Genomic DNA, 20,520 nt, shown 5'->3' on the forward strand with positions numbered 1-20,520 from the left:
GTTCCGGGCAGAGAAAACGGTACAGTCCGGTTTCACCTATAAGGTTCGCCAACTTAACCAGAACAGACTTCACCATCCCGCCTCCCTGATCGGAAATGTCGAAGAGTTCCCCCTTGCTACCGATACTGACAGCTTAGCGTGTTACTAAACTCTGGTAGAGCCCAAAGTACGACTGCAGCATACTTTCCAGACTAAATCGGTCATAGGCAGTTTTGCGGGCCCTTTCCGTAACTTCCCTGCACAAAGCTGTTTCTTTGAGATTCAGGATTGCGCGGACAATTGCGTCAGGATCTTTAATAGGAACAAGAAGCCCACTCTCTCCGTCCACAATGATCTCTTCTGGTCCCCCGCTTCTCGTTGCTATCACCGGCACTCCGGCCATCATGGCCTCCACAGTGGAGATGGAGAACCCCTCCGATATCGAGGGCAAAAGAAAAATGTCTGCCTGCCTGAGAACATCCGCCACATCCTGCCGAAACCCGAGCCAGTGGATGTTTGGTTGCCGCGGCGCCTCTGCAACCTGAGCCTTCAGTTTATTGAACAGCTCCTCCCGCTGATGGCCTACCACAATAAAGTGCGTATTCGTGTCGACATCCGCCATATTCACAGCCGCGTCCACGAGATATTCATACCCCTTGGCGGGACGGACGTTGCCGACAGAAACAACCAGCGTGGCGTCCTCAGACAGTCCCAGTTCTTCCCTCAAGGCTGTGGCCGGGGCACGACTGAATATCTCCGGATTAACACCATTGTAGATCAATTTGAGCTTATGTTTCGGTAAAGGGCTGCGCTCGGCAAGTTCATACTGCAGCCGTTTAGACACACAGACAACGGAGGATGCCCCCCAACCTATGATAGAGAACTTTGTTCGAAGAAACCGCTCGCCAGCAGCCACATCCACAGCGCCATGAAAGGTGGCTATCATGGGCGTTCGACAAATAAGCGCCAGCAGGGCTCCGTAAACGTTAGAGCCGAGGAGGTGTGCGTGAATCAGGTCTACCTTCTCGGCTTTGAGCAGATGCCTTAAGGCTCTGATATACCCCAGATTGAAGCTGCCTTTAGAGTCAATGATATGGGGAGAAAGGCCGAGGCTGCGCACCTGGTCCGCTACCCAGCCCTCTCCACGCAATACCACAACGTTCTGAAACTCAGTTCCCTTTAATTTATCCAGTAAGCTGATGAAAACAGTTTCTGCGCCACCCGGCCCTGTAGTGTCAATAAGGTGGAGAATGGTCTTCCCAGCGGTCCCTGTCATGCGTGCTTACCCTCTCATCCAGTAAAGGGCTCGGAAAAGTACACTCTTTACCAGCATCACGGAGATAAACTGGTACCTTTCAGTCGCAAATCTCGATTTGTAGTTCTCGTTCTTGCCTTCTCCAGCGAGAAAATCGAACTTTTGAGTGACCGGGCAATTGAATGCTTCCTCAATGGCATATCCCAGGTGAAGCGATCCCAGTGACAGCTTGTTATGGAAGTTTTCCTCAAACCCCGCCTGTATATTATAAACCACTCCGCAATACCAAACGTTGTACAGAACCGACACTATTTCATTGTTGCATCGCAGAACGGACAACAGTGGTTTTCCGTGTTCTTCCTCTACCCTGGAGAGGAATTTCATATGGAATGCCAGGCTCTTTTCATTGGCGCAGTTTTTATCCCACCTGGCACGATGAAATCGGTTCAGTGTCTCAAAAAAGAGTTCCGGGTTATCCGGCCAGAGGTTCTCCAGATGCACTTCCCCCAGAGACTCCAGAAGTCTCCTGCGATTGTAGAGGCGCCGACGACTGTTCGCGCCAAGCGACGCAAGATAGCCCTTGAAGCTCTCCTTCGTTGCTACGGCATAACCGTCATCCGATGCAATGATTCGAAAAGCCCATCGATGGGTCGCTGCAATTGTTACCAGAGCAGATACCTCCTCGGACCCACCGAGCAAATCATTGAAGACGATTTCTGTCCATGGATGCCTCTCCAGAACCCGCTCCATCGCGGTTACCAGCGCTGCCCCAGTCAGGGTGCCATTGCAAAACGTGTTATATTCGGTTCTTGGCGTTCTGAGCTCTCTATGGCTGGTTCCGACAAACTGTAACGACCGGATGGGCAGTAGGCCTTTCAGACGATATGTCGACTCATACAGCCCGGAAACTTTGCCGTCCCACTTCCGAATAAGCCGAAAACTTTTTTGCTGTCCCCAAGTTTCCCACCAGGCACTCTGCCAGGCTTTCGTCTGGAAAAGACTCATTACGGCAATACCTTAACAACATGAGGGCCGATCAGGTTGGCAGCCCAAACCGGCAACCGCTGCCAGGCAGCGATCAGTAGCCTGAACTTCGGGTTATCAGGATTCAACGCAGGAAGCCTCTTTCCTTCGGGCAACACATAATCCCAATAAAGCTTCAGCGGCTGAGCTCCCCACTGTTGTTTAAAGTGGTAAGTTCCGGCATCCCGACTACAACGACCGAAATCAAACACACTACAACCCTGCTGGACGGCAAATTCCAGCATCTTCCAGTACATAATCATATTAATAGCGGTACGGTTATAGCGGCGTAGCGTAGACGCCCAGGGAACCTCCATCCTGCCCCGATAACTGGTCAGGAAGGCGCACCCGGCTGCCTTACCATCAATTCGCGCAATCACCAGCCAGGCGTGCCCCTCCAGACTGCTTAACAGGTTCCGGAAAAACGCCCGTCCATATACAGGCGTCCCCAGGTCACGCATGTTCTCCGAGAAGACCCGGTAGAATTCACCCAACAACTCCGGACCTCCGATGGTAAGCCCCGTCATTTCCCGTTTTCCCCGGCGGATCTGGGAGCGAAGTTTTGGCTGGAAACTCTCCCATAATTGCTCGGTGTTATCGGGTAACGGCAGCCAGAAGGTGACTTTGTCTGTCTTCTGGGGCAGACCCAAACCGTGATCCCGACCGGCTCGCATCTCCAGATGTTTGCTATCGAGCGTTTGCCGCCATTGGTCGGCAGCGCTTATCAGCCTGTTCGCAACGTCCTTGTTGTCAGCCAACACGCCACCGTAGTTAAAGTAAGGCAGGGAGACGAGGAAGTTACCAAAAATGCGACTGCGGAGTTGTATGACCGGCAATACGCCAAGCACCCTATCATTCGTATCCAGTGCACAAAGGTAACGAGTCCTGTGGCCGTAAGTGCTTTCAATAAAGGTCGAGATTACAGGCCTGTGCCATATTGACGCGCCGGGGTGAGAATCAACATAGGCATTAGCGGCTGGTTTTATCGCCTCATTACATACTTCAATCCTGATGGGAGCATTGGCCTGCTTATCAGCAATAGCGAGAGGTATTTCAACGGAGGGGGGCGTCCATTTCTCTTTGGTTTCTTTGGCTTGTGCCTCATTAAGCTGTTTTTTGAGCAGCTTGTTGATTCGTTTGATTTCCTCAGACACGTGTCGCAAATCAGCAATCAGCTTGCCTGGGCTCTCTCCGCATTTGCGAGCTTCTCCCACCTGGCGACTGAGCTGCCCCTTTATCCCTTTAAGCTGGTCAAGCCTGGCTTTGGAGTTTTCCAGGTCAGCGGTAGGTACTTCCATTCCCATTTCACCATCCTTAAAGAACAACTCTTAAACAGCCACAGCTTTTGGGGATAGCTTGACGCCCTTGAGGGCATCGGATACAGAGCCGAAGTGGAAATCCCCAAGCAATCCCTCTAGTCGGCCCATGCACTTATCAAGGTTGTTATAGTGCCGGAAGCGCGACAGGGCTTTCACCTTCAATCGCGGCTGTTCGGTGTCAATTTCCCATGGATGCAGGTAGAAAATAAACGGCTGCCCTGCCCTGTTAATTCTCCCCAATCCCCAACGACTTAACCAATAAGGGAACAGGCGGAAATAGCCACCGCCTGCGATAGGTAACCGGTATTGCCCGATCGGGCAGGTGGATAATGGGAACTCTGTGAGCGTCCCACCATTGGGGGCCTCAAGCAGGTAGGGGCCGTACGGCGTTCCGGGCATTCCGTAGCGATCATGATGAACCGGGAATATGGAGGAGTCCCAAGTGAACCCCTCTTCGCACAGGATATCCAGGGCCCAACGGGAGCGGGCGGTAATGGAGTAACTCGCGGCCCGATAACCGGTGACAGGCTCGCCGAGTATGTCTTCGAGAATCTGTTTTGACTTTCGTGTCTCTTCCCGAAAGACCCCTGGCGTCTGACTGTAGATAAGCTGGTGGCTGTATCCATGGCTGCCGACTTCGTGGCCAGCGTCCTTTATCCTTCTAACCAACGCGGGGGAGCGCTCCGCGACCCAACCCAGGGTGAAAAAAGTCGCCCTGACGTTACGATCGTCAAACAACGCCAACAATCGATCTGTGTTGGCCTCGACGCGATACTCCATGGAATCCCAATCGTCGCGGCTGACCGCTTCCGACAGCGCCGCAACCTGGAAATAGTCTTCCACATCTATAGTGAGCGCATTCGTGATCGATGGTTTCATGGCGTCTATCCCTGCCTGCCGACTCTCTCGGATTTCCTGCTCTAGAGGAACTGATAGTTCAACCCGATTGAAACCCAGTTTTCGGCGAATTTGCGCGTGGGAATTTTACTATCACGCTCATCATGCCCAACTCTGCTCACCAGACTCAGTTTGCGACTGAGCTGAAAATCAAGTCCTGCATTAAGGCGGTATAACACATCAGCAGTATCATCATCACTGTAGGTCAGGTAGTTATATCCTCCCCGAGTGTTGCACTAAGCCGGGCAGTGACAGGACGGCGATAGCTAACATTATAGCCAGCGCTTTCCTCTTCCGTACCAAGGTCGATATAGTCTGATCGGCTGGCAAACGCCGTCAATGCCAAACTGGAGCCAGCACTGAACTCTGTCGTCGTTCGAAATCGCACAGCTGAGACTTCTACTGCACCCGTTTGCTCCTGTCTGAACACAAACTCGCCGAAACGAATGTCAAAGTCTGACGTCTGATCTGTCAATTCCCGGCTCGCTTCAAGGGACATCTCAGTGGTCGGATTCACTTGACGGACAACTTCCAGGTTTCCCACAAAACCGTCGGTGCTACGGGTAGTATCATTCAGGGAGGTTTCAATCTCACTGACACCTAAAGACCCATTCAGGCTGGTCGCCGCCCAGTCCTTACTGAATGTCAGGCTCAGTGTCTCCCGGTCAATCTCTTCTTCGGTATCCAGCTCCGCCCAATCCCGGGATGCTGTTACACCTCCTGTGAGGGTGGAGTTGAAAAAATGGTTGTACGCGACGGTACCGATATAACGCTCCCCGTCCGTTTCCTCCGGTTCGCTGAACTCCGTATTTTCGTACTCGGCAGCGAAGGACAGCTGGTTAACAGGGCTGAGCCTCAGGGTCCACACTGGCCCGGTCCGAAAAACGTTCTTGCGGGTTTTATTATCCGGATTATTGTTGGCGCGGCTGTCCTGGTCTATGTCCCTCATATTATCAGTCACTTGCCAGATCAGACCGTCAACAATGCGGCAGTCACCCGCAAAATCCAGGCTGGCATAGGTTTCAGGATCAAAGGTGTCGTCCAACCAATAACCGTAACCAAGCCTTGCACCGAGGTCCGAATTACACTGCCCGGGATCCGATGTGTGCCGAACACCGAGATAAGCACGGGATTCAATATCCGACTCCTCGTTGATGCCTGATTGAGCGGCATTGTCGGTATACCTGGAATTCAGTTCACCGGAAACCTGTGCTGGCGCAGCCTGAAGTGAAAAAGGAGTTACGACCAGAATTCCGACCAACAACTCTCTCAACGGGCAGACAACTCTTATACCTTGCCGGTTAGCCATTAATGACCGCTCCCACAAACTTTTCAGAATTGAAGGCTGTCGCAGCCTGTTCCACCAAATCCGGCGTAACCCGGCCATGGGGCACCACCAACATAGCGTAATCACACAGTTCCGCCAGGATACGGGCGTCGGGTGACTCAGAAATGGAGGCAGTGTCCAGAATAATGAAGCGATCCGGATAACGCCGTCTCACGGCCTGGAGAAACTGCTTCATTCGAAAAGACGTAAAAAACTCCGCAGGAATTTCCCGCTGACTACCTGCAGGAATCAGACGAAGTCTGGGAATACCCGTCGGGTAAAGAATTCGTGCAATGTCATAGTCCGAATCATCCAGGAAATCCGTCAAGCCGGATTCCGGCAGGATGTCCAGGGTTGTATGCAAGGACGGCTCTCTGAGATTACAGTCTATAATCAGTGCCGTTTTGGATTGATCAAAAGCGAAGGCGGCGGCCAGGTTCAGCGCTACAAATGAGCACCCAGCACCAGGTGACGCGCCGCTAACCACCATTGTGAAGTTATTACCCCCGGATGTTTCCAATAATCGGGTGCGCAAGTCCCGGAACCGATTTACCAGACGCCGGTTTTTGGACTCAGGGTAAATGATGCGGCGTTCATCCATGTCATCACGGGTGAGCCGGCGCGGTTCCTGCATCCGCACGATCTGTTTGCTGATGACGTACCTGTCAACAGCACCCGGCCCCAATTCGAGAGAACTGGGAACCAGCATCCTCGAGTCATCCCACTCCGAATACGGGACGCCATCCCCGTTCAATTCATTCTTTTTTTCAGCCAATAACTCTCGTCACCCTGGACTTCACCGTTGGTCTTGCTGGTGGCGGTTGACGAAGGTTCATTTCTTTTCGGAGGATCGTCAATTCTATTCTTATGCTCGGTCATCCGAATACTCCCATCATAGCTGCCACGACAATGGCAATATAAATGACTACAGCAACTATCGCGAAGGCACCCACCAACACTGTGACACGACGGTCACGGCGCAGCTCGAACGGCGTGCTTACATGCGGAAGCTCGACCAGGACCGGTAAATCGATATCCTCTTCCAGCTGGTACCTGGCGCGTACCCGGGGATCGATCTGCAGTAGCCCGGCGGCAAGACCAAACGGCGCAAGTAATCCAACAAACAATCCCGCCACGGCAAACGTCGAGAATTTGGGGCCCGATGATCCCAGTGGGAATTGGGCCTTCTCGTTGATTCTGTAGTTCAGACCCTGCCCCTCTACATCCAGGTGCATGGAAACTCGCGCCCGTTCCCGACGTTTCAGCAGGTCATCATAAATCTGCTTGTTCACTTCCATATCACGGGTAAGATCGGAGTACTGAGCCTTATTCTCCTGAATTCTTTCCATTCGCCTGGACTGCTCGGCAAGCAACTGTTCAAAGGAGCGTATCCGGGTGTTGGCGGTCTGGATGTTTGCCCTGGTCCTGGAAAGCTCGGACTGGATTTCCTGGTAAACCGGGTTGGACACGTCCTCTCCCGTCACTGAAAGTAACTCTTCGTCCTGATTGGCTATTGCCCTGGCACGTTGGCTGCGCAACTCCCTCAGTTGTTCCTTGAGAATGACGATGTCGGGGTAACTGTCGTGATACTGCAAACGCAAGTTATCCAGTTTTTCCTCCAGAGTGTTAATCCTGGATTGATACGCATCCACTGTCCGACCTTCTCGAATGGTAGGATTCACCCGGTTCAACTCGTTTTCCAGGGATCGCGCCCGGGTTTGCAGCTCCGCACGCTCCAGTTCCGCAAGTTCCAATTGATTTCTCAGGCTGGCCATCCGGTTGTTGGCTTCGCTCTCAGTGCCGTCAACGTTCTCCGACAGAAACTGTTTGAGCCGTGCCTCAACCTCGGCCAGTTGATTTTCATAGCTCTTGACCTGCTTATTGATGAACTCATAAGCGTTACGGCTTTCTGCACGCTTACGCTCGTTGGTTTCCTCAATAAACAACTGCCCCATCCGCTGGGCAATCTGAAAGGCCTTCATCGGGGACTCGGATCGGTAGGCTATGGCGAAGTAGCTATCCCCTCTGGGTAGCACCGAGAGATTTTTGCGTAACGCACCGATTCTCTCTTCAAGCTGTGAACGCTCTATGTCCACAGCCTCTTCCCCGAAAATGGATTGATCGAGAGCGACCTTTTCCATCACGCTTCGACTCCAGAGCAACTCCTTCGCTGCGGAAGCCCGATCATTGATCTCAGTAGCCACCGCACTCCCCTCCATCAGGGGGCGGATAATATTCCGGTCATCTATGAAAATGATGGTCTCTGACTGGTATTTGTAGGGCCACAGAAAGCCCGCAGCCAACACACCAAAACTGACCACCATGAAAAGCAGGAGAGCGAGCCATTTTCTCGCCCGCACCTCCCTCAGGATCTCAACGGGTAGCTGTGATAGAGGTAAAGCCATAGCGACAAACTCACAATAGGTTTAGTGCAACTGAAACTCAGAAAGTCCGCTCAGGCACACTGAGAATATCCCCTGGGCGTATTGCATAATTGGTTGCTACGTCGCCATCGTTGAGAATATCCTCAAGCCGAACTGGGATAGCGACCACTTCGCCATTCATCTTTCGGTACAGCATGGCCTTGTTCAGGGCCGCGAACGGCGTAGTACCGCCCGCGCCCAGGACAACGTCGAGTACCGTCATACCTGCGCGATGGGGAACAGACACAGGTTTCTGAACAGCCCCTGTTACCCGTACGCGATCGCTGTATTCGTGACTGCCCATGGATGTCACAACGATGCTGACTTGTGGTTCCCGGATGTACTGTGCGAGGCTTCTCTCGATTATCTCGGCAAGGTTGGCTGGCGTGCGACCAGCGGCCCGGACGTCGCCAACAAGAGGAACGGAAATTTTTCCGTCAGGTCGGACTGGAACAGAAATGCTCAAGTCTTCGTTTCGCCAGACCGAAACTTGCACCACATCCGTCGGCCCGAGTATATACTCGTCCACGCTGGTGGAGGTATCTAGACGCAATGCGCGCTGGATCTTATCCGGTGAGGAGGCCGATGGGCCCGCACAACCAGTAGCTAACACTACCGTAGCCAGGAGCAGGGCAATGCCTGCGAGGGAGTACTTCCGTGACATTGTGATTCCTCTCTACAAGTCCTTGCTTCGTTCCATGTTTCGGGAACAGCACAACCCCGAAACTACCTTGATCCTTTTTTGAACAATACCACTTCTACTGTCTGAATTATAATCAACAAGTCCAGTAACAAACTCTGATTCTTAATATAGTAAAGATCGTAGCGAAGTTTTTCCCTGGTATCCTCTTCGTTGTCCGCATAGGCAAAGCATAGCTGAGCCCAGCCCGTCAGGCCCGGTTTAACCCGGTGTCTCTCGCTATAAAAAGGAATCTTTTCCGACAGCTGCTGTACAAATACCGGGCGCTCCGGCCGCGGGCCCACGAACGCCATGGAGCCGGTCAGGACATTAAAAATCTGTGGCAACTCATCAATACGCAACTTACGGATCACCTTCCCGACTCTGGTAACCCTGGCGTCGTTCTGACTGGCCCAGACAGCCCCGTTTTTTTCCGCGTCTGTCACCATGGAGCGAAATTTGTAGACTCTGAAGATGCGCCCGTTCAGCCCGACCCGCTCCTGGCTATACAAAACCGGCGCCCTGATACCATCTTCGATCTTGATGGCAATGACGGTGAGGACCATCAATGGAAGACTCACCAATAAGAGGGTGATTGCCGCCAGAAAGTCCAGTGAACGTTTGCCAAACCCAAACACTGACGAAACCTTGAAACCGTCGGAAAACACCAGCCAGCCCCGGGTAACCATCTCCAGTGCAACTTTCCTGGATTCGCGCTCGTAAAAGGTTGCGCCATCGACAATGCGGACCCCATACATTTTGCATTCCAGGAGATCTTCCATTGGCAAGCCTTTCCTGCGGTCGTCTACCGCGACCACAATTTCGCTCACCGGATGTTTGCGGATGTACTGAAGGAGAGTTGTGGGCAACCGGATCAGGTGTTCTTCACCGATTTCTACCGATTCATCCGGCAGTGGAACAAATCCGATGAAAACGAATCCCTGACGGTTAAGTGGTGTTTTCAGGTCCATAAGTAGCTGCCTGGCCCTGTACCCGGCTCCCAGGACCAGGACTTTCCGTCTGAATGCGTCCTTCCCCGCAATCGCGAAAAAAATCAGGCGGAATATACCCAGGAGGAACAACCCAAAGACAGAGGCAGATGTGAGTATGTCAGAGAAGCCCAGATACCATAGCCATTCATTGCCAAAGATGTAACAAAACCCGGAAGCCGGCACACCGATAATGAGCGAAAAGATTGTCCGCAGCATCATACCGGACATACCCTCATCAAGGCGGGACTGGTGAACACCCAGAGCGATCATGACGATGAGATTGACAATGCCAAATACGAGTGCGGACGGAAGCAGGAACCTGAGATTGTCAAAGAAGAAAGAGAGTTCGCCAAAGTAACGAAAAAAGACAGCGATTAAAAAGCTGACGGCCAGGACAACCAGGTCGATAAGGCCCAGAATAACGAAAGGAACGTGAATATAGTGCCTGAACAATCTGACGTGGGCCACGCCAACTCCTTTTGCTGCTCATAATAAAAGCGTCTACGCATCCAATGCTGCAGAACTCAGAGAAATAAAGTTTACTGCATTCTGATCACACTGCAATGATCCACTGGAACAGATGCGTACCCTAGCGATCGCAGCTTGTTATTTTTTTAAACACTGCCTTTCAAATGGTGTCAGATCACAAAAAGCTGTACAAACTCGTGAACCGGCATGTTTTCAAGGACCTTCTGATCTTTGCACAAGTGAAATATCTCTCCGCAGCGTTCAGCAGGAAACCGGGTTGCCAGGTTGTTGCGGAATTTTTCCTCTAACAGCGGAATCCCCTCTTTCCGACGGCGCCGGTGGCCAATGGGGTACTCTACCGCCACCTTGTCGGTACTGGTTCTATCCTTAAAGAACACTTGAATGGCATTGGCAATCGAACGTTTGTCTGGTTCCAGGTACTCACGCGTGTAACGCTCATCTTCCACAATGTCCATTTTGGAGCGGATCTTGTCGATAATGGGATTGGCCTCGTGGAAGCCATCTTCGTAGTGCTCGGCCGTCAGGCTACCGAAGATCAGGGGAACTGCCGCCATATATTGCAGGCAATGATCCCGATCCGCTGCGTTGGCAAGCTTGCCTTCCTTGGAGATGATGCGAATAGCGGACTCATGGGTGGTGATGACAATACGATCGATGTCATCGAGCCGGTCGTTCACCTGCGGATGCAGGGTAACGGCAGCCTCGGCCGCGGTCTGTGCATGGAACTCCGCCGGGAAAGAAATCTTGAACAGGATGTTTTCCATCACATAGGAGCCGAAATCCTGAGGCAGGGTAAACCGCTGCTTGTCCTTCGGCTTCAGTTTCTGGTCTTTGTTGGTCTTGCTGAACAGCACATCGTAGAAGCCCCACTGGGGCGCCGTCAGCACACCGGGAATGCCCATTTCCCCGCGCATGGCGATATCCGCCAGGCGTACCGCCCTGGAGGTGGCATCGCCCGCCGCCCAGGATTTACGGGAACCGGCATTCGGCGCATGACGATAGGTACGGAGAGACTGGCCGTCTACCCAGGCATGGGACAACGCGGATAACAGCTGCTCACGGCTGGCACCCATAAGCTTGGCGGTAACCGCCGTTGATGCCACCTTGACCAGCACCACGTGATCCAGCCCCACCCGGTTGAAGGAATTCTCCAACGCCAGCACACCCTGGATTTCATGGGCCATGATCATGGCTTCGAGTACTGTTCGCATGGTGAGGGGCTCTTTGCCCCCGGCCACGCGTTTCTGGGAGAGATGATCCGCGACCGCCAGAATACCGCCGAGGTTGTCCGATGGATGCCCCCACTCTGCTGCCAGCCAGGTATCGTTATAATCCAGCCAGCGCACAATGCAGCCGATATCCCATGCGGCCTTTACCGGATCCAGACGAAAGGACGTACCCGGAACCCGCGCGCCATGGGGAACCGCCGTTCCCTCGACGATCGGCCCCAGATGCTTGGTACACTCTGGAAAGCGCAACGCCAGCAAGCCACACCCCAGGGTGTCCATCAGGCAGTTGCGGGCAGTGTCCCAGGCTTCTGTGCTGTCCACCTCGTAGTTCAGGACATAGTCCGCAATCTTCTGCAGGACATCGTCGTAATCCGGTCGAACGTTCTGGTCTACATTGCTGCTCATTGGCGCTCTCCTTTTCCGGACGGATGAGGGACGGCCATGAATAACGGCTGACTTACCCGGTAAGGGTAAGTCTAGGTCATTACTGAGCGGTTTGCGGCACCCGAACCCAGCCTTCCATCAGGATCCGCGCGCTGCGACTCATAATGGCTTTGGTTGCGGTCCACTGACCGTCCACTTCCTTTGCCTCGGCGCCGACCCGCAGGGTGCCGGACGGGTGCCCGAAGGTCACGTGGGTGCGGTCGCCGCCGCCAGCGGCCAGATTTACCAGGGTTCCCGGAACGGCGGATGCTGTCGCAATCGCTACTGCAGCGGTGCCCATCATGGCGTGGTGAAGCTTGCCCATGGACAAGGCGCGCACCAGCACGTCCACATCCCCTGCGCCGATGCTCTTGCCGCTGGAAGACACGTAGTCCACCGGTTTGGCAACAAACGCCACCTTCGGGGTGTGCTGACGGTTGGCGGCTTCCTCGATGTTCTGGATCAGCCCCATTCTCATCGCACCATGGGCACGAATGGTTTCAAACATGGCCAGGGCCTTGGGATCGCTGTTGATATCGTCCTGCAGTTCGGAACCCTTGTACCCGATGTCCTCCGCGTTGACGAAGATGGTCGGGATACCTGCGTTGATCATGGTGGCTTTCAAGGTGCCAACGCCGGGCACTTCCAGGTCGTCCACCAGATTACCGGTGGGGAACATGGAGCCCTCGCCATCGGCCGGGTCCATGAATTCCACCTGCACTTCGGCGGCCGGGAATGTCACCCCATCCAGTTCGAAATCGCCGGTTTCCTGGACTTCACCGTTGGTGATGGGAACATGGGCCACGATAGTCTTGCGGATGTTGGCCTGCCAGATGCGGACGGTGCAGGTGCCATTTTCGGGGATGCGGTCTTTGGCGACGAAGCCGCTGTTGATGGCGAATGCCCCAACCGCAGCGGTCAGGTTACCGCAGTTGCCGCTCCAGTCCACGAACGGCTTGTCGATGGAGACCTGGCCGAAGAGGTAGTCAACATCGTGATCCGGCTGGGTGGGCTCCGCCAGGATCACGGTCTTGCTGGTGCTGGAGGTGGCTCCGCCCATACCGTCGATTTGCTTCTGGTAGGGATCGGGGCTGCCGATGACCCGCAGCAGGAGTGTGTCCCGGGCTTCGCCGGGGGTCTGGCAGGGTTCTGGCAGGTCTTGCAGACGGAAAAATACGCCCTTGCTGGTGCCGCCACGCATGTAGGTGGCTGGCACTTTGATTTGTGGTTTGTGAGGCATAGAGTACCTTTTTTGCTTAGGTTGTCGGATTACGGCTGCGCCTAATCCGACCTACGGTGCTTTCCCCCTCTCCCCAACCCCTCTCCCGCGAGGGGAGAGGGGTTCCCACAGCTCTGACCATGAAACTCCCCCTCCCGCGAGGGGAGAGGGACTCTCGAAGGTCTGACTATGAAGCTCCCCTCTCCCCTCGCGGGAGAGGGGCCGGGGGAGAGGGGGCCCGGCTTCAAGCCGCGCCTTCGGACTCCAGAAAATCCTGGGCAAAGCGCTGCAACACGCCACCGGCGCTGTAGATTGACACTTCCTCGGCCGTATCCAGGCGGCAGATCACCGGCACTCGCTCAGTGTCGCCGTTCTTCCGATGGATAATCAGCGTCAATACAGCGCGCGGTTCCGGCGTGCCTTCCACGTCGAAGGTTTCGGTGCCATCAATCCCCAGAGTTTTGCGGGTGGTGCCTTCCTCGAACTGCAAAGGCATCACGCCCATACCCACCAGGTTGGTGCGGTGAATCCGCTCAAAACCCTCGGCAACAATGGCTTCCACCCCTGCCAATGCCACACCCTTGGCGGCCCAGTCACGGGAAGAACCCTGACCATAGTCCGCGCCAGCAATGATAATCAGTGGCTGCTTACGCTCCATGTAGGTTTCGATGGCTTCCCACATACGGGTGACTTTGCCTTCCGGTTCGATCCGCGCCAGGGAGCCCTGCTTCACATTGCCGTTTTCGTCCCGCACCATTTCGTTGAACAGCTTCGGATTGGCGAAGGTGGCGCGCTGTGCCGTCAGGTGATCACCCCGGTGCGTTGCGTAGGAGTTAAAGTCTTCCTCCGGCACGCCCATCTTGTGGAGGTATTCACCGGCTGCGCTGTCCATCAGGATGGCGTTGGATGGCGACAAGTGGTCCGTGGTGATGTTGTCCGGCAACACCGCCAGCGGGCGCATGCCCTTGAGGGTTTTCTCCCCCACCATGCCCCCTTCCCAATAAGGAGGACGACGGATGTAGGTGCTTTGCGGACGCCAGTCGTAGTTCGGGTTGGTGTTGGCCTGGGCATCCCGGGTGATATCAAACATCGGAATGTAGGTATCGCGGAACTGCTCCGGCTTCACACTGGATTTCACGATGGCATCGATTTCCGCATCGTCCGGCCAGATGTCCTTCAGGGTGATAGGATTGCCATCCTTGTCATAGCCCAGGGCATCCTTCTCAATGTCGAAACGGATGGTACCGGCAATGGCATAGGCCACCACCAGCGGCGGAGAGGCCAGGAATGCCTGCTTGGCATACGGGTGAATCCGACCATCGAAGTTCCGGTTACCAGACAGTACCGCCGTGGAGTACAGGTCGCGGTCGATGATTTCCTGCTGGATTTTCGGATCCAGGGCGCCGCTCATGCCGTTACAGGTGGTGCAGGCGAAGGCCACCACACCAAAACCGAGCTTTTCCAGCTCCGGCATCAGTTCGGCTTCTTCCAGGTACATCTTCACCGTCTTGGACCCCGGTGCCAGGGAGGTTTTCACCCACGGCTTACGGGTCAGCCCCAGCTTGTTGGCATTACGGGCGATGAGGCCGGCAGCCACCATGTTGCGGGGGTTGCTCGTGTTGGTGCAGCTGGTGATGGCGGCGATGATGCAGGCACCGTCCGGCATCTTGCCTTCTTCCTCTTCCCACTGTCCGGCAATGCCACGCTTTGCCAGCTCGGAGGTCGGCAGATGCGCGTGAGGGTTGGAAGGACCGGCCAGCGTACGGGTCACTGTGGACAGGTCGAACTTCAACACGCGCTCGTATTCGGCGTTCTTCATGCTGTCGGCCCACAGACCGGTTTCCTTGGCGAATTTCTCAACCAGGGCGACCTGATCGTCTTCACGACCGGTCAGCTTGAGGTAATCGATGGTCTGGCCATCGATGTAGAACATGGCAGCTGTAGCGCCGTATTCCGGTGTCATGTTGGAAATGGTGGCGCGGTCGCCCACGGTCAGGCTGTCGGCGCCTTCGCCATAGAATTCCAGGTAGGCACCCACGACCCGCTCCTTACGCAGGAACTCGGTGATCGCCAGAACCATATCCGTACCGGTAATGCCCGGTCGCAGCTTGCCTGTCAGTTCCACGCCAACGATATCCGGAAGGCGCATCATGGAGGCACGGCCGAGCATCACGCTCTCGGCTTCCAGGCCGCCAACACCGACTGAAATAACGCCCAGAGCGTCCACCATCGGGGTGTGGCTGTCGGTACCGACACAGGTGTCAGGGAACGCGACACCTTCACGACTCTGAACCACCGGGGACATCTTCTCCAGGTTGATCTGGTGCATGATGCCGTTGCCCGGAGGGATCACGTCTACGTTCTTGAACGCGGTCTTGGTCCAGTTGATAAAGTGGAAACGGTCATCGTTGCGGCGATCTTCGATGGCTCGGTTCTTCTCGAACGCGTCCGGATCGAACCCCGGTGCTTCCACAGCCAGGGAGTGATCCACAATCAACTGGGTCGGAACCACAGGGTTGACCTTGGCGGGATCACCACCCTTCTCCTTGATGGCGTCACGCAGACCTGCCAGATCCACCAACGCTGTCTGGCCGAGGATGTCGTGGCAGACCACACGGGCCGGATACCAAGGGAAGTCCAGGTCGCGCTTGCGCTCGATCAGTTGCTTCAGGGAATCCGTCAACATGTCCGGATCGCAACGGCGAACCAGCTGCTCCGCCAGGATCTTGGAGGTATACGGGAGTCTGTCGTACGCGCCGGCCTGAATGTCTTCCACGGCCTGACGGGTGTCGAAATATTCCAGGTCGGTGCCCGGGAGTGATTTGCGGTATTCAGTGTTCATGTACGCTCCTCGATCGGCACCCACTTGGCGTCCGCCGGGCCGGTGTAATCAGCGCTCGGGCGGATAATGCGGTTGTTCTCGCGCTGCTCTTTAACGTGGGCAGTCCAGCCGGATACCCGGGACATCACGAAGATTGGCGTGAACAGCTCGGTCGGGATGCCCATGAAGTGATACGCGGATGCATGGAAGAAATCAGCATTACAGAACAGCTTCTTCTCGCGCCACATAACGGCTTCACAACGCTCGGATACCGGGTACAGCACAGTATCACCCACTTCTTCCGCCAGCTTTTTAGACCACTGCTTGATGATCGCGTTGCGCGGATCGGAATCCTTGTAGACCGCGTGGCCGAAGCCCATGATCTTCTCCTTGCGTGCCAGCATACCCAGCAAGCCTTCCTCAGCTTCATCCGGAGTCTGGAACTTCTGGATCAGTGCCATGGCAGCCTCGTTGGCGCCACCGTGGAGCGGACCTCGCAGTGAACCGATGGCACCCGTTACGCAGCTGTGGATGTCCGACAGCGTGGAAGCGCACACACGGGCGGTGAAGGTAGAGGCGTTAAATTCGTGCTCCGCGTAGAGAATCAGGGAGACGTTCATCACTTTCTCATGAAGTTCACTGGGCTTCTTGCCGTGCAACAGCTCCAGGAAGTGACCGCCGATGGAGTCGACATCGCTGTCGGTTTCGATGCGCACGCCCTCGTGGGCAAAGCGGTACCAGTAGGTAATGATGGACGGGAATACCGCCAGCATGCGGTCGATCTTGTCGTCCTGCTCACTGAAATCCTGCTCGGTTTCCAGGTTACCCAGCATGGAACAGCCAGTGCGCATGACGTCCATCGGGTGTGCATTCTTGGGAATCTGCTCAAGCACGGTCTTCAGGGCTGCCGGCAGGCCGCGCAGGCTCTGGAGCTTTTTCTTGTAAGCATCCAGTTCCTGCTGATTGGGCAGTTTGCCGCGCAGCAACAGGTAGGCGATTTCTTCAAACTGGGCTTTTTCCGCCAGATCGGCAATGTCATAACCACGGTAAGTCAGGCCGGCGCCGCTCTTGCCGACGGTACACAGTGCAGTAGAACCAGCTACCTGGCCGCGAAGGCCCGCGCCACTCAGTTGTTTTGCTTCAGCCATTGTTGTTCCCCCTCATCTTGTTTGGGTTGTCGGATTACGGCTTTGCCTAATCCGACCTACATATTTTTACTCCCCTCTCCCACCAGGGGAGAGGGAATACACAAACGTAGGTTGGATTAGGCACAGCCGTAATCCAACAAGCATCATTAACCTTTCTTCTGCTGGAACAACTGATCCAGCTTCTGCTCGAAATCGTGGTAGTTCAGGAAATCATACAGTTCCATCCGGGTCTGCATCAGGTCGACCACGTCTTTCTGATCGCCTTTTTCCAGAATGTTCTCATACACCATCAACGCTGCCTTATTCATGGCACGGAAAGCGCTCAGCGGATACAGCACCATATCGGCGCCGGCCTCGGCAAGTTCCTTGCGGTTGTATAGCGGCGTGGCACCGAATTCGGTGATGTTGGCCAGAATCGGTACATCCAGGGCTTCAGAGAAGGCCTTGTAGTGCTCAAGCTCGGTCACCGCTTCGGCAAAGATGCCGTCGGCGCCAGCTTCGATGCAGGCCTTGGCGCGCTCAATGGCGGCTTCCAGACCTTCTTTCTGGAAGGCATCGGTGCGGGCCATGATGAAAAAGTCGTCGTCTTCACGGGCATCCACGGCAGCCTTGATCCGGTCAACCATTTCTTCCTGGGAAACAATTTCTTTGTTCGGACGGTGACCACAACGCTTCTGGGCGACCTGGTCTTCAATGTGGACCGCCGCAGCACCGGCACGTTCCATTTCACGAATGGTGCGCGCGATATTGAAGGCGCCGCCCCAGCCGGTGTCGATGTCTACCAGCAGCGGCACGTCTGTCGCGGCGGTGATGCGACGAACATCCTCGACCACGTCGTTCATGGACGTCATGCCCAGGTCCGGCAGGCCGTATGACGCGTTTGCCACGCCGCCGCCAGACAGGTAGATCGCCTGATGCCCTACCCGCTCGGCCATCATCGCGGAATAGGCGTTGATGGTTCCGACAATCTGCAGGGGGGTGTTTTCTTTCAGGGCCTTGCGAAAGCGGGCGCCGGGGCTGAGTTTTTTGGACATGGTGTTGGCCTCTTCTCTGGTGGATTCTTTTTGTCGGATTACGCCTTCGGCTAATCCGACCTACGTTATTGGTGTTCTGCCTTGGCATTTGTAGGTCGGATTAGGCGCAGCCGTAATCCGACACGGTTCGTTGCGCCCCGGGCAATCGTCAGATGGTCAGGGCACCGTTCTGGATCTTTTGCTCTATGTTTCTGCGGGCGGCGTTGATGTGGCGTTTCATCAGGAACTCCGCCAACTCACCGTCCCGTTGGGCAATGGCTTCGACTATGCGGCGGTGTTCGCCCAGGGCCATGTGTGGCCGGCCGGAAGCGGTGCTCAGTCGATAGCGGTACATCCGGACCATATAGTAAAGGTCACCTAACAGCATTTGTGCGAGTTTGGTGTTGCGGCTGCCGGTGGCAATCCGGTGGTGGAAATCGTAATCCCCCTCTGCCTGATAATAGGCCTGGCCCTGTGCCTGCTCAATCATGGTTTCATGGCTGTCGAGGGTGGCGTAGAGATCCGCGATCTCTGCATCCGTCATGCGCTCTGCCGCCTGGCGGGCAGCCAGACCTTCCATCACCTCGCGGATGCGATACAGCTCCATCAACTCCTCGGTGCTGACAGATACCACCTTGACCCCGGCATGGGGGCGGCGTACCAGAAGACCACGGGATTCAAGACGCCCCAGTGCTTCACGCAGGGGGCCACGGGTGAGATTGAAGCGGGCACACAGCTCGACTTCACCGATCTTTTCGCCCGGCGAGAGATCGCCCTTTACGATCGCCGTTTGCAGACAATCGAAAGCTTCGTCGGCACGCGTGTAGGATTGAGAGATGACTTCTGGCATATTTTGTCAACAATAGTGACTCTAATGGACCAGAATTTACGCTCCATTCAAATTATTGTCAACAATCCGGAGTTCCAAGAATGGAACATTGTCGACAGACTGGGGCGGATTCACAAACCGACGGAGAGAGAGAACCTGACATCGGGATGCTCAGGTACCGACACCGCCAGGCTGGATGCCTTAAAGGCACGACCGACGCTGACGTTGGCGGTAAAGGATCGACCGGTGAGTTCAAGCGACATCTCTCCCCCGGCAACCTTGCCACAATGGCGGTCGTCCAGACCGGCATATGGCGCCCAACCATGAAGCAATGAGAAACCGATATTTGACCACGTGTGATCCATGACTGGAACCTGCCAGGATGGGCTCAGTGTTCGTATTCTTAACCACCCACCTTCATGGGTATATACGGACTGCCCATTGAAACCTGCCAGCAACGATGGCCCCGCCACCATGACCTGCTCGGAACCGGGGAGCTCCTCATCCGCAAACTGATAGCGCCCCTGCAGTTCCCACCCCCAACGATAAACCTCCCTTTCAAGGGAGGCGTTTACAGACAACTTGTAAAAGCGGTCGTCGTTGACGACATCGGACTGTACCGGATAATCCGATGCGGCATATTCCCGTCCACCGAGGGCAGTCATGTCCGTACTGGCGTGCAATCCAGCCCAAAGCTCATGATTCCAGCGCCCCTTGATACTCAATGAAGACAACTGGTAAGCCCCGTCAGATATCAGGTTGCCCTGCTTAAATTCCCGGCTCTTACGTCCGGTATGCCGGGCAACACCATCAAAGGCCACGCCATAACCGGAGAACAGGAAGCGCGAGCCGGATACCGATAATACGCTGGATTCACTTCGGGCATTGTATCGCTGGCCGCCGCCATGAGCGGCATATTCAGCTTGATAGTCACGGGCCATCAGGCTCAGCGCGCTGGCACCAACCGGGAAGCTATAGCCCAGCTTTAATGCCCTGGACTGTCTCCCATCCCGATTGGATTTTGCATCACGGAAATCCAGCCCGAGCTCTTGCCTAGCGCCAACCAGATCATCCACCGCGACACCCAGTCGACCGTCCAGCCCATCTTTGTTGAGGGTTGATTGCCCGGAGAACGTCAGCATTGACTGCCAACCGCTCTCATGGGAACGGTCAGATACTTTTCCATAAAGACTGTGGCTGAATACGCACCCAAGCAGTGCAATCAATATCAATCGACTCAAGGTTGCTGTCCTCGCCCGGCGACGAAAGCCGGTTGGTGGCGGAACGCCGGTAAAACATTAATCAAAATTCATCTAAACCGGAATGTAAGGCATCAGCGGCCATAAATCCATTACCAGTTGCTAAATCTTACAAACCAAACGCTCCTACAGAACAGCAACTTACAAAACCTTCTGGAAGTTTTTTCCAGGAAAATCAGGAGGGCACCCGAAACCC

17 protein-coding genes are annotated in these 20,520 nt (G+C 55.1%); all 17 read right to left on the reverse strand.

What is annotated here, in order from left to right; genetic code table 11:
• Nucleotides 1-133: 133 nt before the first annotated feature.
• The 17 genes from EHN06_RS11550 to EHN06_RS11630 all read right to left on the reverse strand — a co-directional run bounded on the left by EHN06_RS11550 (nt 134) and on the right by EHN06_RS11630 (nt 20,306).
• Entirely contained in the window at nt 134-1,255 is a 1,122-nt protein-coding gene (locus EHN06_RS11550) for a glycosyltransferase family 4 protein (RefSeq protein ID WP_127332722.1), read from the reverse strand.
• Between the two features lie 6 nt (nt 1,256-1,261).
• Nucleotides 1,262-2,239 (reverse strand): GNAT family N-acetyltransferase, encoded by a 978-nt coding sequence (locus tag EHN06_RS11555; RefSeq protein ID WP_127332723.1) that lies wholly within the window; start codon nt 2,237-2,239, stop codon nt 1,262-1,264.
• The gene (locus EHN06_RS11560; protein WP_228257286.1) at nt 2,239-3,555 is read right to left on the reverse strand and encodes a FemAB family XrtA/PEP-CTERM system-associated protein; all 1,317 of its coding nucleotides are present in this window, start codon (nt 3,553-3,555) and stop codon (nt 2,239-2,241) included. The genes EHN06_RS11555 and EHN06_RS11560 overlap by 1 nt, the downstream gene beginning before the upstream one ends.
• Nucleotides 3,556-3,585: 30 nt before the next feature.
• Nucleotides 3,586-4,455: an XrtA system polysaccharide deacetylase gene (locus EHN06_RS11565; protein ID WP_127332725.1), complete on the reverse strand. Its 870-nt coding sequence runs from the start codon at nt 4,453-4,455 to the stop codon at nt 3,586-3,588.
• Between the two features lie 41 nt (nt 4,456-4,496).
• The gene (locus EHN06_RS21775; protein ID WP_416332523.1) at nt 4,497-4,652 is read right to left on the reverse strand and encodes an outer membrane beta-barrel protein; all 156 of its coding nucleotides are present in this window, start codon (nt 4,650-4,652) and stop codon (nt 4,497-4,499) included.
• A gap of 26 nt (nt 4,653-4,678) precedes the next feature.
• On the reverse strand, nt 4,679-5,782 hold the full coding sequence (locus EHN06_RS11575) for a hypothetical protein (RefSeq protein WP_127332726.1): 1,104 nt from the start codon (nt 5,780-5,782) through the stop codon (nt 4,679-4,681).
• Nucleotides 5,775-6,509, reverse strand: a complete 735-nt coding sequence (locus EHN06_RS11580; protein WP_228257287.1) for a polysaccharide biosynthesis protein — start codon at nt 6,507-6,509, stop codon at nt 5,775-5,777. Before EHN06_RS11580 ends, EHN06_RS11575 begins: the two co-directional genes overlap by 8 nt.
• Before the next feature lie 166 nt (nt 6,510-6,675).
• Entirely contained in the window at nt 6,676-8,205 is a 1,530-nt protein-coding gene (locus EHN06_RS11585) for an XrtA system polysaccharide chain length determinant (RefSeq protein WP_127332728.1), read from the reverse strand.
• Between the two features lie 37 nt (nt 8,206-8,242).
• Nucleotides 8,243-8,887 (reverse strand): XrtA/PEP-CTERM system exopolysaccharide export protein, encoded by a 645-nt coding sequence (locus EHN06_RS11590; RefSeq protein WP_127332729.1) that lies wholly within the window; start codon nt 8,885-8,887, stop codon nt 8,243-8,245.
• 62 nt (nt 8,888-8,949) lie between these two features.
• Nucleotides 8,950-10,362 carry a TIGR03013 family XrtA/PEP-CTERM system glycosyltransferase gene (locus tag EHN06_RS11595; protein ID WP_127332730.1) on the reverse strand — a complete coding sequence of 471 codons (1,413 nt, stop codon included), beginning with the start codon at nt 10,360-10,362 and terminating at the stop codon, nt 8,950-8,952.
• Between the two features lie 170 nt (nt 10,363-10,532).
• Complete coding sequence (gene prpD / locus EHN06_RS11600; RefSeq protein ID WP_127332731.1) at nt 10,533-12,017, reverse strand: 2-methylcitrate dehydratase; 1,485 nt, start codon at nt 12,015-12,017, stop codon at nt 10,533-10,535.
• 79 nt (nt 12,018-12,096) lie between these two features.
• Nucleotides 12,097-13,275 (reverse strand): 2-methylaconitate cis-trans isomerase PrpF, encoded by a 1,179-nt coding sequence (gene prpF, locus EHN06_RS11605; RefSeq protein ID WP_127332732.1) that lies wholly within the window; start codon nt 13,273-13,275, stop codon nt 12,097-12,099.
• A 223-nt stretch (nt 13,276-13,498) separates the two neighbouring features.
• The gene (acnD, locus tag EHN06_RS11610; protein WP_127332733.1) at nt 13,499-16,096 is read right to left on the reverse strand and encodes a Fe/S-dependent 2-methylisocitrate dehydratase AcnD; all 2,598 of its coding nucleotides are present in this window, start codon (nt 16,094-16,096) and stop codon (nt 13,499-13,501) included.
• Nucleotides 16,093-17,223 (reverse strand): 2-methylcitrate synthase, encoded by a 1,131-nt coding sequence (prpC, locus tag EHN06_RS11615; protein ID WP_127332734.1) that lies wholly within the window; start codon nt 17,221-17,223, stop codon nt 16,093-16,095. Before prpC ends, acnD begins: the two co-directional genes overlap by 4 nt.
• A gap of 146 nt (nt 17,224-17,369) precedes the next feature.
• The gene (gene prpB / locus EHN06_RS11620) at nt 17,370-18,257 is read right to left on the reverse strand and encodes a methylisocitrate lyase (RefSeq protein ID WP_127332735.1); all 888 of its coding nucleotides are present in this window, start codon (nt 18,255-18,257) and stop codon (nt 17,370-17,372) included.
• Nucleotides 18,258-18,405: 148 nt separating this feature from the next.
• Nucleotides 18,406-19,086, reverse strand: a complete 681-nt coding sequence (locus EHN06_RS11625) for a GntR family transcriptional regulator (protein WP_127332736.1) — start codon at nt 19,084-19,086, stop codon at nt 18,406-18,408.
• 110 nt (nt 19,087-19,196) lie between these two features.
• Complete coding sequence (locus EHN06_RS11630; protein WP_127332737.1) at nt 19,197-20,306, reverse strand: ShlB/FhaC/HecB family hemolysin secretion/activation protein; 1,110 nt, start codon at nt 20,304-20,306, stop codon at nt 19,197-19,199.
• Nucleotides 20,307-20,520: the final 214 nt, after the last annotated feature.

Source organism: Marinobacter sp. NP-4(2019) (assembly GCF_003994855.1).
GTDB lineage: Bacteria > Pseudomonadota > Gammaproteobacteria > Pseudomonadales > Oleiphilaceae > Marinobacter.

Coding starts and splice junctions, on each gene's coding strand:
- EHN06_RS11625 (WP_127332736.1), bottom strand. CDS start 19,086: ATGCCAGAAGTCATCTCTCAATCCTACACGCGTGCCGACGAAGCTTTC.
- EHN06_RS11550 (WP_127332722.1), bottom strand. CDS start 1,255: ATGACAGGGACCGCTGGGAAGACCATTCTCCACCTTATTGACACTACA.
- prpC (WP_127332734.1), bottom strand. CDS start 17,223: ATGGCTGAAGCAAAACAACTGAGTGGCGCGGGCCTTCGCGGCCAGGTA.
- acnD (WP_127332733.1), bottom strand. CDS start 16,096: ATGAACACTGAATACCGCAAATCACTCCCGGGCACCGACCTGGAATAT.
- EHN06_RS11580 (WP_228257287.1), bottom strand. CDS start 6,509: ATGCTGGTTCCCAGTTCTCTCGAATTGGGGCCGGGTGCTGTTGACAGG.
- EHN06_RS11555 (WP_127332723.1), bottom strand. CDS start 2,239: ATGAGTCTTTTCCAGACGAAAGCCTGGCAGAGTGCCTGGTGGGAAACT.
- prpF (WP_127332732.1), bottom strand. CDS start 13,275: ATGCCTCACAAACCACAAATCAAAGTGCCAGCCACCTACATGCGTGGC.
- EHN06_RS11590 (WP_127332729.1), bottom strand. CDS start 8,887: ATGTCACGGAAGTACTCCCTCGCAGGCATTGCCCTGCTCCTGGCTACG.
- prpD (WP_127332731.1), bottom strand. CDS start 12,017: ATGAGCAGCAATGTAGACCAGAACGTTCGACCGGATTACGACGATGTC.
- prpB (WP_127332735.1), bottom strand. CDS start 18,257: ATGTCCAAAAAACTCAGCCCCGGCGCCCGCTTTCGCAAGGCCCTGAAA.
- EHN06_RS11565 (WP_127332725.1), bottom strand. CDS start 4,455: ATGAAACCATCGATCACGAATGCGCTCACTATAGATGTGGAAGACTAT.
- EHN06_RS11560 (WP_228257286.1), bottom strand. CDS start 3,555: ATGGAAGTACCTACCGCTGACCTGGAAAACTCCAAAGCCAGGCTTGAC.
- EHN06_RS11575 (WP_127332726.1), bottom strand. CDS start 5,782: ATGGCTAACCGGCAAGGTATAAGAGTTGTCTGCCCGTTGAGAGAGTTG.
- EHN06_RS11585 (WP_127332728.1), bottom strand. CDS start 8,205: ATGGCTTTACCTCTATCACAGCTACCCGTTGAGATCCTGAGGGAGGTG.